Genomic DNA, 16,228 nt, shown 5'->3' with positions numbered 1-16,228 from the left:
ATCCATAATCATACCATTTTAACGTGTATTTGGAACAACTTATTACACTACTCTCTTCAGATTTAATTAAGGGGCATATCAACATCCCCGATAAAAGCACCTTGATCATCCAGCAAAAAGCTAATTGGTTGTTCTGGATTTTTAATAATTTCAAATAAGGTCAACCCCCAAGGCTTCCAGAAATTTTCCAGTACCTGACCATAGGTCTTGTTCTGCCAATGATCAAATATAGGTTTCATAGACATATCCGCTAAAGGCATGGGTTCAACATAAACTTTCTGCGGCGTATTTAAATAGGTATAATCGGGTAAACGGTTGAATAAATAGGCTGAATAGAAAAAGCGGGCACATAATTCTTCAAACTGTATAGGGTGAAGCTTTTTGCCAGCAATCACTTTCAATACGTCTTCGTGATAGATATTGTTTGTCGCATTATCCTGAAGGCAAGCAATGAGCGCAAAATCTTTCATTCGAATCGAAAAAATCAAGGTATTTATTTCATCGCGATACATAAAGGTATCCGGTGCATTTTCTACGGGCACAACAACAAGGGAAAATGGAAATGTATTTTCAAATTCCATTGGAACAATCAACGACTGCAACATGGCATGCAGGTTTGTAAAACGCTGTGCCAAAGCCTGCGAAAAGTTCATGTCTTCACCTGAAGCTTTCTGTTGACGGATTCCAGCGAGAATTTCGTTATAGACAACGCCATAGATGATTTTTGTCATCCATTGAAAAAGTAGCAAAGGATCTAATTGGCGGACCGCTTCATAGCCCTGCTCGAATGATTGCTCAACGGCACGTTCCATCTGCTCTATTGCTTCAGCAGCAAGGATAGAACATGGAAGTTTTAAGGACTTATAGGTTACTAAATTCTCATCTAGCATTTTGAACGGCTTATCTTCCAATTGAAAAGATTTCATCATCCAGACTGGAAAGACATGGATACTCTCCTCCTCATACTGAAGTTTATTACCTGTTAAAAAACAGATAGCCGGATCAAACTGAAATTGTTTGAATGGATTATACAAAGTTGTTGCCATAATGCCAGCAAAGTTAATACAAATCAAAAAGGACACAAGAAAAGGAAAACCTTATTACGATATGGTGACTTGTTTATTGAATTTATTTTATTTTCAGAAATTTTTGAAAATTCAAAAACTATATATAAATTTGAGTAAGAAATAAAAATGAAGATGGAATTACAAGAAGCAAAACAGCAATTTATAGATACTTGGGGAGCGTTGGGTTCCGAATGGGGGATCAACAAATCCGTTGCTCAGGTCCATGCATTACTCCTTTCTGCGAGCAACCCCATGTCTACAGATGAAATCATGGAAAAGCTGGTTATCTCCAGAGGTAATGCCAACATGAGTATCCGTCAATTGGTCGATTATGGCATTGTTTACAAAAAACATATTGCAGGGGACCGAAAGGAATATTTCGTTGCGGAGAAAGACGTACTAAAATGGGCGATGAAAATTGCTGTTATGCGCAAGCAAAAGGAACTTGATCCGGTCATGGATATTCTCAGAGAAATCAGCAAAAATACCGAGAAAGATAAAACGTCAGAAGGCAAGGAGTTTCATAAGACAGTAAAAGATATCCAAGTATTAACGGATCAACTCGAAGCCATCGCAAACAAATTATTCAATTCTAGCGGCGGGGATCTGTTACTAAAATTGATCAAACTAATGATGTAATCTGATGAACTTTAATATCCTTGCATACGCGATATATGGTTTGCTAACCTGTTACATTATCCTTTGGGTAGGTCGGTTGTTTCACACAAATGGTCGGATTTTTATTCTTTCGTTGTTTAAAAACAACATTGCACTAACAGACACAACAAACAACTTATTGCTTATGGGATATTACTTGCTCAATATTGGTTATGCCGTCATCCAATTCAGTTTCTGGAAGCAGATCCAAACATTCGAAGATCTACTCAGCAGTATTGCATTAAAAACCGGGACATTGTTATTTGTACTTGTCGGTATGCATTACATCAATATGCTCGGTATTTATTTCTTCGCAAAAAAGACAAATTCATTCACCATTAAATCATAATATCATGGGAAATTTAACAGTTATCGGGTATTTTATTTATTTACCTATTGCAATCGCATTAACCTATTACGTTGCATATGTGCTTTTCAAAAATAGCATCGTGTACATGAATGATATTTTTGCGGGGCGACCGGAAGTCGCCAATGCGACAAACAATCTTTTCCGGATTGGTTTCTATCTCATGAATCTGGGATTTGCATTGTATATTCTGGAGATCAGCTTGTATAAGCCCAGTGTACAGGAGCTCATTGAGCGGCTTAGTTATAAAATCGGTGGATTCAGCATTTATTTAGGTGTCATGCTTTTTCTGAATATGTTTCTATTCTTCCGGGGCAAAAGAATCGCAAAACAAAGAAGAAATATGCCAACAACAATTAGCGAGTAAAACTGACCTCTAAAAATGGTATTATCATGCCCAAAATAGTCATTGCAGGTGGAACAGGTTTTGTCGGACAATATCTTTCCAAAAAATTCCAAAAAATGGGATATCAGGTGATCCTCGTTGGTCGACAGAAAGGAAATATGCCCTGGACCGATACGGATGGCATTTCGGCCGCACTTGAACACGCTGAAATGTTGATCAACCTCGCGGGCAAATCCGTCAATTGTCGCTACAATGCCAGCAACAAAGCGCAAATATTTTCTTCAAGAACAGAGACAACAAGTATTTTAGGTAAGGCAATTGAAAATTGCAGCCATCCTCCTATTCTTTGGTTAAATGCAAGCACTGCAACAATCTACCGCAATGCAGCCGATCGTCCAATGACCGAAAGCAGCGGTGAGATCGGAACGGGATTTTCTGTCGAGGTCGCAAAGAAATGGGAGAAGACATTTTTCGATTTCCACTTACCCCGAACCAGACAGGCGGCTCTTCGGATGGCTATTGTCCTAGGCGCTGATGGTGGTGTTATACAACCTTTTAAAAATCTTGTTCGCTTCGGTTTAGGCGGAATACAAGGCAATGGTAATCAATATTTTAGCTGGATACATATCGAAGATCTATTCCAGATTATCTTATTTATACAAAAACATCATGAAATAGATGGCGTCATAAATTGTGCTGCCCCCCATCCGATTACGAATAAGACCTTTATGGAGACTTTTCGAAGCATCATGCATCGAAAAATTGGGCTCCCCTCACCGAAATGGCTGTTGGAAATAGGTGCTTTATTGATTGGGACGGAAACCGAGCTGCTCTTGAAAAGTCGTTGGGTGGTACCGGAAAAATTAGAAAATAATGGATTTGAATTTAAGTTTCCTACGATTTCAACTGCTTTAGAAGAAATTTTAGCTAAAGAATAAATATATCCAGTGCTCAACGTGGGATAGATTTAACTATCCCACGTTTACTTTAAAGTTTTCAAATACAAGGGGAGCATTTACGATGGCACCCTCACTATTTTTAACACCTTTAAATTCCGAGGTCTTCCCTTTTTCCAACAGATTCTTCATCTCCTTTTCCTCCAGAAAAATACCGTTCAATGTTCGCCAGATCTTAAAATCACAACCGCGGGCATAGTGATCACATTGTGCCACCCGATCATAGAGCAGGATTAAGCCCTTCTCACATTTAGGACATTTGATTTTCCCCTTTTGCTGTGGTTTGACTTCCTCTTGCGCCAATGAAATACGCAATGTCAATAACTCTTTGGTAATTTTCGCCGTGTAGTCCTTAATATGTTTCATAAAAACATCATAAGAAACCTTATTGGCCCGCATTTCTTCCAGCTTTTGCTCCCATTTTCCCGTGAGTGTTACTTTGGCGATCGAGCGATCTTTGACAAGATTATACACAGCTAGCCCCTTTTCTGTTGGAATCAATTTTTTCTTATCCCGTTTAATATAATCCCGTTGAAAAAGCGTTTCTATCGTTGCCGCACGGGTAGCTGGTGTTCCCAGTCCACAGTCTTTCATCGCTTGACGCATTTCATCATCCTCAATTTCTTTACCTGAAGTTTCCATTGCTTTTAAGAGTGAAGCTTCAGTATGAATCGGACGTGCCTTGGTAAAACGCTCGGCAAGTTCCAATGTCAATATTTGCAGTAATTCCTCCGCCAGCAATTTAGGTAACTGCGCATTCTCATTGTCTTGGTCATCGGCGTTCTTATCCTCATCCGGAGCTTCTATCTGCTCGGCAGAAAGGCGCCAGCCGTACTGTTTGATGACCGTTCCCTTTGCGATCAGCTCGACTCCCTGTGCGTCTATGGTGACTGTGGTGATATCCTTGATACAGACTTCAGAGAAACTCTCGACCATACGCTTGGCAATCATGTTGTAAATATTCTGCTGTTCTTTCAACATGTGGCCGGGCTTTTCATCAGTCACCAACAGCGCATGGTGATCGGTTACCTTTTTGTCATCTACAGAACGCTTATTTAACTTTGCCCCGATTAAATTCTTCGCGATGGAAGCAATAGATTCCTCCGCATGATCCGAGAGGTGCTGAAAAAGCTCCTCGATATGTTCGAAAACATCCTCACCGATATAACGGGATCCCGTACGTGGATAGGTAATCACTTTTTTTTCGTAAAGTGCCTGCGCAATACTCAGGGTCTGATCGGCTGAGTAACCATATTTTTTGTTCGCATCCTGTTGCAGGGAAGTCAAGTCAAAGAGTAAAGGGGGCTGCTCCTTTGTCTCTTTAGCTTCAACCTTAGCAACGCGTGCATTTGCACCAACAGTCAATCGGGCGATGGTCTGTTCGGCAACATCTTTTTTATCTATTTTGTTTGAAGTAGCTTTAAAACTGATATTATCTTTTTCGAAGCCGGCCTGTATTTTATAAAATGCCTGCGGCTTAAAATCTTTATTTTCCAGGTAACGTGAGCAGATCATCGCCAAGGTTGGCGTCTGAACTCTTCCCAAAGAAAGAAGCCCTTTGTTGCCTGCTGCCAAGGTGATCGCCTGTGTAGCATTGATCCCGATCAGCCAATCTGACTCTGATCTTGAACGGGCAGACATGTATAAACTATCGTATTCTGTTCCCGCTTTTAAATTTGCAAAGCCCTCTTTGATGGCTTTATCCGTCTGACTCGAAATCCACAGTCGTTTAAACGGCACCTTCGAACCCAAAAAGTAATAGATATTACGAAAGATTAACTCCCCCTCACGCCCCGCATCCGTTGCCACAATAATCTCTTCCGCCTGCTCTAACAGCGATTTTATCGTATTCAGCTGTTTGACCGCACCTGCGTCATCCATCTGCTTTCCATCCCGCTTAACTTTTTTCGATTCAAGTTTAAAATTTGCAGGTATAATAGGAAGATTGGAAATGGTCCAGCTATTATAACCGTAAGCCTGAGGCGTGCATAATTGAACCAAATGACCAAAAGCATAAGTAAAGGCATAGCCGTTTCCGGCGATATAGCCATCTTTGACTTCCTTCGCTCCCATGACACGGGCCAGATCACGTGCCACAGAGGGCTTTTCAGCTATTACAACTTTCATTTTAACGTTTTGAGATTTGAGTATTGAGATTTGAGACACTACCTATACAAGCCCTTGGCTTATCAAGCCCTTTCATTTTTGTTTTGACAAGATAACTTACAAAAGTAAGCATGATCTTAATAATTCGATTACTGGGATCACTCGCTAACAAAATAAATTGTTCGCAAACTTATTCGATACTCGGAATTGTTATTCCTTTAATCTTACGATAGAGTTCAATGGCATATACATCAGTCATACCAGAAACAAAATCCAGTACACAGCGGATTTTGGAATAGGAATCCTGCTTGTCAGTATAAAATTGCTCCGGAATCAGTGCAACTAATTTTTTATCGTAGTTATTTTTGTTCTTTTTGAGGTATGCAGGCACAAACTCCTTTAACAGAGCATCCATGACACGATAACCGGCGATCTCAATCTGGACTACGGTAGGCGCATTATAGATCTTCGCTATGGAAATTTTCGAGATCTTATTCATTTGCTTGACAATATTTTCATCCAGCGCATCCATCAATGCAGAGGAGAAAGTCCCTGACAAAAACTGTTCCTGTTCACGTACAAACACATCCACACAACCCTTGATCAAGGTGTTAATTGCCTTAGCCCGCAATAGCGCCACACGGCTCGGTGTATCCAGCAAACCATCCAATCGGTCACGAAGATTTTCGGAACCACATAACGGCAACAAAAGTTCCTCGACCTCTTGGTAGGATAGTATTTTTAAATGATGTGCATCCTCCAGATCAATGATATTGTAACAGATATCGTCAGCCGCCTCGACCAGGTACACCAAAGGGTGCCGTAAATACCCTTTGGGGTTTGAAGGATCCCTTAACAGCCCCAATTCATTGGCTACTTTCTCGAATGCTTTTTGCTCTTCTGTAAAAAATCCATACTTTTTGCGGTGATGGCTTTTTTTGATATGGCCATCTATCGCTAAACAAGGATATTTTACAATAGATGCCAAGGATGTATATGTCAGTGCAAATCCTTTAGGGTCTTTTCCCTGAAAAGCGTGGGTCAGAATCCGGAGAGCATTGGCATTGCCTTCAAAATGTGTCAGATCTGCCCATTCTTCGGCAGTCACTTGTTCCTGATACTTACGCCCTTCCCCATCTGTGAAGTAGGTGGATATCGCAGACTCCCCCGAATGGCCAAATGCTGGATTACCTAAATCATGAGATAGACAGGCTGCCGAAATAATATTTCCGACTTCCTGCAGAAACGGGTATTCGGTATCTATATTGGAATTTTCCTCCTTTAACTGCGCATAAAACATACGGCCAAGTGACCGACCTACGCTGGCAACCTCCAAGCTATGCGTTAGCCTATTGTGCACGAAAACAGCTCCCGGAAGCGGAAAAACCTGCGTTTTATTCTGTAATCTTCGAAATGGGGAAGAAAAGATCAACCGGTCATAATCCCGTTGAAATTCCGACCGAGCCACAAGGTAGCTGTCAGCTGTTCTATCTTCATAGCCCCAGCGTTTTGCAGAAAGCAAATCTTTCCAGTTCATTTTTTCAGACATAGCGCAAATATATAAAAAATAAAAATTCAGGCACCTATTAGATCAACCCGAAAAAACAGCCTAACCGGAGTCTCCCTTCTCAATTCTCATATCTCACTACTTATATGTATCTTTAACTATCAATACCAATAGGAACAATCATGACTAGATATCAATCACTTATTCCAAAACATTTTGAAACCAATATTGAGGGAAAAAACACCCATTTACTTTTATTAAAAAATGAGGGCGGTATGCAGGTGCTTTTAACGGATTACGGCGCCCGTATTGTCAGTATCCTAGTCCCCGACAACAAAGGCAACCTAGTTGATGTTGCTCTAGGCTTTGATTCTATTCAGGGTTATCTGGAATCCGATGAAAAATACCATGGCTGTACTGCTGGCCGATTTGCAAACCGCATCGCAAACGGCAAATTTGAAATAGACGGGAAACAGTATACTCTTCCCCAGAACAATGGCACAAATTGTCTGCATGGTGGAATATCGGGCTTCCATGATAAAGTTTGGGACCGTAGAGTAACCTATCAGTCTCATGTAGAATTTTATTATGTTTCTAAAGATGGCGAGGAGGGCTTCCCGGGAAATTTAAAAATAATGGTTTCCTACACCCTAACGAGAAACAACGAAATCATTATCAAATACCACGCACAGTCCGATGCTGACACGCATATTAATTTAACAAATCATACCTATTTCAATCTTGATGGAGAGGGAAGCGGAGATGTATTGCAACAAGTACTTCAAATAAATTCAGATGAAGTGCTGTTTGTGGATGAGAATCAAGTACCCAATGCGGTCGTACCAGTAGAAGGGACGCCTTTTGACTTCAGAACCCCTAAAAAAATTGTTCAGGACATCACAGAAAATGATGAGCAGCTCATTGTAGCCAAGGGCTATGACCATTGTTATGTCAATAATAAACCAATCTCCCAGCCCTGCGCAACAGCTTACTCAAAAAACACAGGCATTCAGCTGGATGTATTCACTACCGAGCCCGGGGTACAACTGTATACCGGAAATTGGATGACGGGAAATGATATCGGCAAAAGAGGGTACAAATATCTGCCTTATGCCGGATTCTGTCTGGAGACACAACATTTTCCTGACAGCCCCAATCAGGTAGAATTTCCCTCGACGCTTTTAAAGGCCGGTGAATCGTTTGATTCAGAGACACACTTTAAATTTTCAATTAAGAAATAAAAAACAAGAGCTGTGATAACATAAATATATCACAGCTCTTGTTTGTCAAGCATGTCTCAATCAGCAACTATTGTTACCAAGTAGTTTTACGGACTGAACAGGATGATTGGTCTTATTTCACCAATTCTTCCAAGGCCTTTTCTACTTGTTCAAATCCGAAAGTCGCTTTTACCTGCTGAAACATTCGTTGAATCTGATCGTTGCAAAGATTTCCGATACTACCTTCATGTGTATGGTTAACCTCTTTCGATGGTTTGAAACGTCCTTCGTCTATATCAATACCAATAGTCCGGTAAGCCTCACGGAAAGGCACGCCTTTAAGCACCTCATTGTTTACCACCTCGACGGAAAAGAGGTAATCGTATTTTGGATCATCAAGGATATTGTCCTTTACGGAAATATTCTCTAGCATGAAAGTCGCTATTTCAAGACATTCATTCAGCGATTTAAACGCCGGGAATAGATTTTCTTTTAGCAATTGGAGATCCCTATGGTAACCTGAAGGAAGATTCGTTGTCATCAATGCAATTTCATTCGGCAATGCCTGAATTTTATTACAACGTGAACGGATCAGTTCAAAAACGTCAGGATTTTTCTTGTGTGGCATAATACTCGACCCTGTTGTCAAATGGGCCGGGAATGAAATAAAGCCAAAATTCTGATTGATATATAAACACACGTCCATCGCAAACTTTGCTAATGTAGCCGCGATAGAACTCATCCCCTGTGCTAAAATCCGTTCGGTCTTCCCCCTACCCATCTGCGCATAGACCACATTATAATTCAGATCTTCAAATCCCAATAACTGTGTGGTCATTGTTCTATTTAACGGAAAAGAAGAACCATAACCCGCAGCCGAACCCAATGGATTTTTATTACAGACCTTCCAGGCAGCTTTCATCATTTCCAGATCATCAACCAGACTTTCCGCATAAGCGCCAAACCATAAACCAAAAGATGATGGCATTGCAATCTGAAGATGTGTGTAGCCCGGTATCAAAATATGTTTATAACGTTCGCTAAGCTGGATCAGTTCATTGAAGAAAGCTTCGGTATTCTGAATTATATGTTGGATCTCTGTACGGAAGTACAGTTTTAAGTCCACAAGCACTTGATCATTTCGGGATCGGCCTGAATGAATTTTTTTTCCGGCCTCGCCGATGCGTTGTGTGAGTAACATCTCAACCTGTGAATGCACATCTTCGACCGAATCTTCAATCTGAAAATCCCCTGCTAAAATTTCCTTATAGATATTTTTCAGTTCCTTCTGTACCAAAGCAAGATCCTCATCAGTCATCAGGCTGATGCTATTTAGCATCCGTGTATGGGCCAAAGAGCCCAAAACATCCGCTGCAGCAAGCTGTAGGTCCATTACACGGTCATTACCTACGGTAAAAGATTCTACAAACGAATCAACATCTATATTTTTTTGCCAGATTTTCATTAATTATATATTGTTTTATGGTAACGAAATTACGATGAGCCAATATTCATTTCGATTTTGCAGCTGATCATAGCTCATCAGAATATTTATTTGTATGTCATAAGTTATTTGTCAATTGGCGCAATCTAGCATTTACAACTCAGCTTTGTTACGCATAAAACGATCTTTATTCATTATTTATGCTCTATCTTAAATAGATTGAAGTTATTGATCCAAATGCACCTGATTTATTAACATTGCAAAAATACCAATTGCAAATGGTTATATCAATGCCAAGCTGTGCGAGGTGGAACAATAATCAAAAGAAGGGTGAAAAGGAGAATTTGAGGATAAAAAAATATGTGTTAAAAAAAAAAACAAATGTTAAAAGTTTGTTAAATCGCAATAAACACATATTATAAGTAACCACTCACTTTATTTTTAAAAGTTATTTTGTCAGTTTTTTAAGTATTCCTATGTTTGTAGTGTAAGGGAGATGAAAAAATAAAAGCCGGTAAGGTTAGTAAATACTTACCACTTTAAATACACCGAGATTAAAAACCAAATATGATAGACCCCAACGTCTTAAAACTTGCAAGAAATTACCTAACCAATTGTGAATCGAAATTTAAAGGCACGTCAAACCAAGATGTGCCTTTTTTCGTATACACGGGTGCTCAAGCCCAGTCGATAGGTATGCATGTGATTCTAGCCTAAAATACCTATCTTTGTGTATCATATTGAGAATATTCAACATAAAACGTATACGATGGGAACAGAAAGCAAGAGACAGCAACGTTTTGCTGGAGTCATTCAACAAGATCTAGCAGCATTATTTCAACGGGAAGGTAAGGCATGGGCTCCGGGAGCATTCATTACAGTTACACGTGTCCGAGTTACTCCTGATTTGGCTATCGCACGTGTTTATTTGAGCTTTTTAAACACGAAGACTGCGCAGGAAGACATCAAAGCAATACGTACCAAAACATCCGAGATACGTTATAAATTGGGATCAAAAATTAAAAACCAAGTCAAAATTGTCCCACAATTGGAATTTTTTCTGGATGACACCAATGAGTACGTGGAGCACATGGAAAAATTATTTGAAGAAATAAGTAAAGAGCCTCGTCAACCAGAAGAATAACGCAATTTAAAAATTGGCCTATCTAAGGATCGATGGTATTTGAACTGGATAACAAAAAGCTGGAGTTTCCACATCCGAGCTACGCTGATGAAGATGGTTTATTAGCTATCGGGGGTGACCTTTCGGCTGACCGACTGCTTTTGGCTTATAGCAATGGTATATTTCCCTGGTTTAGTGATGATACACCGATATTATGGTATGCACCTCATCCACGCTTCGTCATCTACCCTGCCAAGATTAAGATCAGCAAAAGCATGGCTGCCTGTATCCGGAAAAAGACCTTTTCCATTTCGGTAGACAGCAGCTTTCACGCAGTTATCCAAAATTGCTCCGCTATCAATAGAAAAGATCAAGATGGAACATGGATCACAGAAGACATGATCCAGGCTTATACAGCACTGCATGAAATAGGATATGCACATTCAGTGGAAGTATGGCAAGATGGATTACTTGTAGGTGGGCTCTATGGTATGCTGATCAATGGTGTATTTTGTGGGGAGAGCATGTTTTCCAAAGTACCTAATGCTTCTAAAGCTGCACTGATTTACCTGGCACAAGAAATAGACCTACAATTGATAGACTGTCAATTTCATACGTCTCATTTGGAAAGCATGGGCGGTGAATACCTTTCTTTACCTGATTATTTAGCAATATTAACAAAAAAACCAAGATATGAACAGTCCCTATAGTAAATATTTTGACATTGATGAAGCGACAACTTACTTGACTACCCCCGGATCAGGCCTACTTTCACGTGAAACAAAGCAATGGCGTACGCAACGCGATCAAGCGTTTCATGAGTCCAACACATCACTTCGTGAACAACAGGGCGCCATGTTGGATTCCTGCAGAAATACACTAGGGCAGTTTTTCAATTGTCCTAGGGGCAATGTATTTTTGTCAAGCTGCTTTTCTTTTGCCTTCAATGCATTATTAGCGGGCCTTCCCAAGCATTATAAGGTGCTGCTTTTGGACAATGATTATCCCTCGGTAAATTTCCCAACAATAATTAGTGGGTTTGAGCATAGCTTTGTCAACATGGACGAACAGCTTGAAGCTAATATTCTGGATGCCATGGCAACTTTTAGACCCAACGTACTTATTCTATCCATAGTTCAGTACATCTTCGGTTTAAAAATAGACCTTTCTTTTATACAGGAATTAAAACATCAGCATCCTGATTTGTTAATCATTGGCGACGGAACGCAATTTTTAGGAACTGATTTATTTGACTTTAATTCCTCGGGCTTTGACGCCGTATTGAGCAGTGGATACAAATGGCTAATGGCCGGATTCGGAAATGGCTTTATCCTGCTGAACGATCGACTTAAAGAAATCCTTTATGCTGATATCCAGAGAAATTACAGTTACCTCGACAACCAATGGATGAATAAATCCGTAGTACAGTTATGCTTTGAACCAGGACACTTGGATACCCTAGCTCACGGAACCTTACAACAGTCTTTATTGCAGTTGGAACAATGGGGCTATGCTGAAACAGTCTTGTATACACAGAATCTGGTGACACAGGCCCGGGCTGAACTGGTTAGCAGAGGGCTAATCCTGGATCTTATTATAAATAGACGTCCACAAAGCAATATTTTCAATATACAGATCGACCCCAAAAATTTTCAGCTTCTGATGGATGAAGGTATAAAATGTTTCCCCCGCGGTTCCGGTATACGCGTCGGATTCCACCTCTACAATGACCATGCAGATCTTGAAAAACTATTATATATTATAGATACAAAAGTAAATTAATCATGAAATTTAGAATAGGCGACTTAGTCAGATTTGTGGATGAGCCCATTGAAGGACATATCACCTCCATGCAAGCGAACAATATTGTCGGAGTAACAGATGAAACAGGATTTGAAATTCCTGTTCCCATGGACAAGATCACGCTCGTCTTTGGAAATATGCGCAGAGCAGATGACGAGCTTGATCAACATGCCGCCCCATTGACTCCGTATCGATTTATCGAAAAAGGAATTTTACTGGCTATCTCCGGAGATCATAAAGATGGATTGGCCAAACTACATATTATCAATGAGACAAGTTATGAGCTATTGGTATCAGTTTCCGAAGCTACGGCGAATAAAGTGAAAGGCCTTTTTAGCAATAAAATACCGCCGCACGATTCTATCCAATTTTATACAGGAAACTTCGCCAATGTTGGAAAATGGCCGACATTCCGTTTTCAGATCATTAGACATAGTAGCAGTTTGCAGGAGCTGACTAATCCAATCGATAGAGAGCAGCGTGTACGTCCAGTGGACCTCACCAATCCGAAAGTGCTGCATGAAATTTTGGATGAGAAGATCTGGTCTTATGAGTTAGACAAAATTGAAGAGGATCTCGGTCTGGATAAACTAAAGGCGCATTTTATACCGCATCGTCCGAACAAAAAATAAGCTAGATAAAATATCTAGCTTATTTTTTGCTTCACTCATTTGTTGACACAATCTTCTTGGTGCTCAACAGCAATAGCAGGATCCCAATCAAATAGACAATCCATCCCCAACGCATGTGGAGCGATTTGGACAACAATTTGTCCGCAAACCCCCAGCCAAAATAATTGTTGATTTTAAACCATACGGCGGTAATACTGACTAGATACCAACATGCGGACAGCCTTGTCATCCATTGATAGGCGCGTACCGCACGAACAAAAAATAACAATGCTGTTATTCCCAGAATCAGCATGGTAATAAAAAATAGATAGGCGTCCACCTGATAAAGATTCCAGTTACCCTTGATAGGAACTTTTAAAAATGGAGTCATACTGGACAAAAAACAAATGATTAGTCCAACAATGGCAAAATACTTCCTGATGATGACCATGGCTCAAATTACTTTAAAATTGATACGAATATAAGTTGAATATCGCCACATATATAACTTGTATTTCATTTTTTGGAAATTTGTTCTAATTTTAAAACGAAATTTTCGTATAACATTCCGGACAAATAACAATAATCCAAAAGATCATTTGAAATTGAACAAAATAGACCCCTTCGAAATTGAGTTAAAAAAAGTATCTGAAAAAGAGTCTTTACAAAAAGTTGATTTAAAATTTAAGGCAAATATTGAACATGAAAAGAGCATTTGAAGAACCTGAGACAGAACAGGCGCCAAAACAAAAATCAAAGAAAAGAATATATATCGTTATCGGAATTGTCTTGTTATTGATCGCAGTTGCCGGTGGAGGATATTATAATGTTGTCCAGCGACAAGACCTTGATGCTATGCCTGTAGAAAGTGCAACAGCCGTGGACGGATTTGAAAATGCAGATCCAAAAGATCTCGAAGAGGCTGATGGCTGGAGCTCCATTGATGACTATGCCCATTGGAACAATGCCATCTTTACAATCCCCGAATATGACAATATTCCATTACGTTACCGGAGAGGCATTACAAAAATCTTTATGGGAAATAGTTACCTGGAACCTTCCGGTGATAAACCTATCTATAAATTTACCCGTATAAAGGACCGTGCAAAATCGGTATTCTGTTACGGTAATTTTACTGATCGTCATGATGCGGACAATTGGAATAAAGAAATGGCTTTTTTAGTGGAAAAAAATGACTATCAAAGTAGTGCCATCTGGATTATATCTGCAAAAGGAGATATTCTTTTCTGGAAAGAATATTCCGGTGAACTTCCTTTGATCAATAGCTTCAAAAAGGGACAAAAGATTTTTATGGATGAGATGAAATTGGTGCCCGCCCCAGCTGACGGAATTATTGTCAAAAACAAAAGTTCCAAGTATGCATTGATTTACAATAAAGAGACTAAAACATTTGATACTTATTATCAATATACTGACAGTGAAATAAAGGAGGCAACCACCAATGAAGAAGTCCCCTATGTAGAGGAACTGGAAGATATCACCATAGACTCAGCACAAACAAATACAGGCAATAATGAATAGTTTAACACCTTCAAGAGGTTGAAATTTTCATCACACAGATGTGTGATGAAAATCACTCTATTCTACAATAATACTTAAAATACTAAAAACCAACCAATTAAAAATAAAATAAAGCTATTTAAAATCTTTCTAAATTAATGCGTTTGACAGATTTTTGACACAAGCACAAAGCATTTAAGCTACATTTGTACCGTTAAATATAAGCGAGGGATTAGAGCTTTGAAAAATCTTAAAGTATTAGCGTTTACTCATAAACATGTCGAATTAAAAGATCTAGGTAATCTAGTGATCTGCAATGAGGATTTAGAAAGTCGCCTCATTAGCTTAAAACACAGCCTGGATATTCCAGAGATCTTTTACATAGGTACTTGTAACCGGGTAGAGTTTGTATTTTATGGTGCTCATGAGCTGACTAACGAATTTATTGCGGAATTTATGGGAAAATTAAATTTCTGTGTTCCGCAGGAGCGACTCCAATGTTATTTGGGTCAGGTCAACAAATATGAAGGAATGGATGCCTTACATCATTTGCTTCGGATGTCCTGTTCGCTCGAAAGCCTTGTTGTTGGCGAGAAAGAAATCTTGGCGCAGGTACGTAGAGCTTATGATCGCTGTAGAGAAGCTGGTTTTACAGGTGATTTCCTTCGTTTAATGATGGATCGTCTTGTAAAAACAGCAAAAGAAGTTTATACTTATACAAAAATTTCCAGAAATCCGATTTCTGTTGTTTCTCTTGCCTACCGCAAATTACGTGAATTAAAGCTCGTTGAAAACCCTAGAATCCTTATTGTCGGATCAGGCGAAACAAACCAGAACTTAGCAAAATATTTCCAAAAAAATCAAAAAGCCAAATTTGTCGTTTTTAACCGCACGCTTGAAAACGCAAAAGCATTAGCTGAGGAGTTAAATGCTGAGGCTTATCCACTTGCTAGCATTGACAAATACAAAGGAGGTTTTGATATTCTGATTACATGTACCGGTGCCCCAACATCAATCATTGATAATACCTTGTACCAATCGCTACTAAATGGTGAAACCGACAAGAAAATTATCATTGATTTAGCTGTTCCAAATGATATTGATGCCGAAGTAATCAAACACAACCCGATTCATTACATTGAAGTCAGTAGCTTACAAGCTATTGCGGAGAAAAATATCCAGGAACGTTATAATGAACTGGACAGTGCTGAAAAAATCATACAGGACAATATTCAGGAATTTTTACCACTGATCAAACAGAGACGCGTAGAGGTTGCTATGCGTGAAGTTCCTGAGAAGATCAAAGAAATCAAGTCATTTGCCTTAAACGAGGTCTTTGCCCAAGAAGTACAGGCGCTGACACCTGAAGCGAGGGAGGTTCTTGAAAAAGTCATCAACTATATGGAAAAGAAATATATCAAAGTTCCGATGGTTATGGCGAAAGAAATCTTGGTTAAAACGCCTGAGATTGAGAAAAACTAATTGCAATCCTACCGCTGC

The 16,228-nt window shown here is 39.5% G+C and carries 16 protein-coding genes; 11 read left to right on the top strand and 5 right to left on the bottom strand.

Annotated elements, in window-relative coordinates; genetic code table 11:
- Positions 1–62 precede the first annotated feature (62 nt).
- Complete coding sequence (locus ABTV71_RS03285) at positions 63–1,046, bottom strand: hypothetical protein (RefSeq protein WP_121124531.1); 984 nt, start codon at positions 1,044–1,046, stop codon at positions 63–65.
- 153 nt (positions 1,047–1,199) lie between these two features.
- On the opposite strand from ABTV71_RS03285, the gene ABTV71_RS03280 reads away from it, so the two are divergent.
- The 4 genes from ABTV71_RS03280 to ABTV71_RS03265 are packed head-to-tail and all read left to right on the top strand — an operon-like array spanning position 1,200 to position 3,375.
- Complete coding sequence (locus tag ABTV71_RS03280; protein WP_121124556.1) at positions 1,200–1,706, top strand: GbsR/MarR family transcriptional regulator; 507 nt, start codon at positions 1,200–1,202, stop codon at positions 1,704–1,706.
- A gap of 4 nt (positions 1,707–1,710) precedes the next feature.
- Positions 1,711–2,073: a hypothetical protein gene (locus tag ABTV71_RS03275; RefSeq protein ID WP_433902240.1), complete on the top strand. Its 363-nt coding sequence runs from the start codon at positions 1,711–1,713 to the stop codon at positions 2,071–2,073.
- Positions 2,074–2,077: 4 nt separating this feature from the next.
- Entirely contained in the window at positions 2,078–2,458 is a 381-nt protein-coding gene (locus tag ABTV71_RS03270) for a hypothetical protein (protein WP_433902239.1), read from the top strand.
- Between the two features lie 26 nt (positions 2,459–2,484).
- A complete protein-coding gene (locus tag ABTV71_RS03265; protein ID WP_433902238.1) occupies positions 2,485–3,375 on the top strand; it encodes a TIGR01777 family oxidoreductase in 891 nt (296 codons plus the stop codon).
- A gap of 33 nt (positions 3,376–3,408) precedes the next feature.
- Here ABTV71_RS03265 and ABTV71_RS03260 read toward each other — a convergent pair whose 3' ends face one another.
- Together ABTV71_RS03260 and ABTV71_RS03255 are read right to left on the bottom strand one after the other, a co-directional pair.
- Positions 3,409–5,520, bottom strand: a complete 2,112-nt coding sequence (locus tag ABTV71_RS03260) for a DNA topoisomerase 3 (protein WP_433902237.1) — start codon at positions 5,518–5,520, stop codon at positions 3,409–3,411.
- 169 nt (positions 5,521–5,689) lie between these two features.
- A complete protein-coding gene (locus ABTV71_RS03255; protein WP_433902236.1) occupies positions 5,690–7,048 on the bottom strand; it encodes a deoxyguanosinetriphosphate triphosphohydrolase in 1,359 nt (452 codons plus the stop codon).
- Positions 7,049–7,188: 140 nt separating this feature from the next.
- On the opposite strand from ABTV71_RS03255, the gene ABTV71_RS03250 reads away from it, so the two are divergent.
- Entirely contained in the window at positions 7,189–8,247 is a 1,059-nt protein-coding gene (locus ABTV71_RS03250; protein ID WP_433902235.1) for an aldose epimerase family protein, read from the top strand.
- Positions 8,248–8,359: 112 nt separating this feature from the next.
- Here ABTV71_RS03250 and argH read toward each other — a convergent pair whose 3' ends face one another.
- On the bottom strand, positions 8,360–9,691 hold the full coding sequence (gene argH, locus ABTV71_RS03245; RefSeq protein WP_108636128.1) for an argininosuccinate lyase: 1,332 nt from the start codon (positions 9,689–9,691) through the stop codon (positions 8,360–8,362).
- Between the two features lie 748 nt (positions 9,692–10,439).
- Between argH and rbfA the strand changes: the two genes are divergently transcribed.
- From rbfA to ABTV71_RS03225, 4 genes are read left to right on the top strand one after another with little or no spacing between them, the layout of a single operon-like run.
- Entirely contained in the window at positions 10,440–10,814 is a 375-nt protein-coding gene (gene rbfA / locus ABTV71_RS03240; protein ID WP_433902234.1) for a 30S ribosome-binding factor RbfA, read from the top strand.
- A 32-nt stretch (positions 10,815–10,846) separates the two neighbouring features.
- Complete coding sequence (gene aat, locus ABTV71_RS03235; RefSeq protein WP_433902233.1) at positions 10,847–11,503, top strand: leucyl/phenylalanyl-tRNA--protein transferase; 657 nt, start codon at positions 10,847–10,849, stop codon at positions 11,501–11,503.
- A complete protein-coding gene (locus tag ABTV71_RS03230; RefSeq protein ID WP_433902232.1) occupies positions 11,487–12,575 on the top strand; it encodes an aminotransferase class V-fold PLP-dependent enzyme in 1,089 nt (362 codons plus the stop codon). Before aat ends, ABTV71_RS03230 begins: the two co-directional genes overlap by 17 nt.
- A 2-nt stretch (positions 12,576–12,577) precedes the next feature.
- Entirely contained in the window at positions 12,578–13,228 is a 651-nt protein-coding gene (locus ABTV71_RS03225) for a hypothetical protein (RefSeq protein WP_121124521.1), read from the top strand.
- Positions 13,229–13,259: 31 nt separating this feature from the next.
- On the opposite strand, the gene ABTV71_RS03220 is transcribed toward ABTV71_RS03225, so the two are convergent.
- Positions 13,260–13,598, bottom strand: coding sequence for a hypothetical protein (locus tag ABTV71_RS03220; RefSeq protein WP_245971330.1), 339 nt, complete (start codon positions 13,596–13,598; stop codon positions 13,260–13,262).
- Between the two features lie 311 nt (positions 13,599–13,909).
- Between ABTV71_RS03220 and ABTV71_RS03215 the strand changes: the two genes are divergently transcribed.
- Together ABTV71_RS03215 and hemA are read left to right on the top strand one after the other, a co-directional pair.
- A complete protein-coding gene (locus ABTV71_RS03215) occupies positions 13,910–14,749 on the top strand; it encodes a hypothetical protein (protein WP_433902231.1) in 840 nt (279 codons plus the stop codon).
- Between the two features lie 219 nt (positions 14,750–14,968).
- Positions 14,969–16,210 (top strand): glutamyl-tRNA reductase, encoded by a 1,242-nt coding sequence (gene hemA / locus ABTV71_RS03210; RefSeq protein WP_121124518.1) that lies wholly within the window; start codon positions 14,969–14,971, stop codon positions 16,208–16,210.
- The last annotated feature ends 18 nt before the right edge of the window (positions 16,211–16,228 follow it).

It is taken from the genome of Sphingobacterium puteale (assembly GCF_050986225.1).
Taxonomy (GTDB): Bacteria; Bacteroidota; Bacteroidia; order Sphingobacteriales; family Sphingobacteriaceae; genus Sphingobacterium; species Sphingobacterium puteale.
Note: the sequence above shows the minus strand (reverse complement) of the source record. Positions and strands in the feature narration are given on the sequence as shown.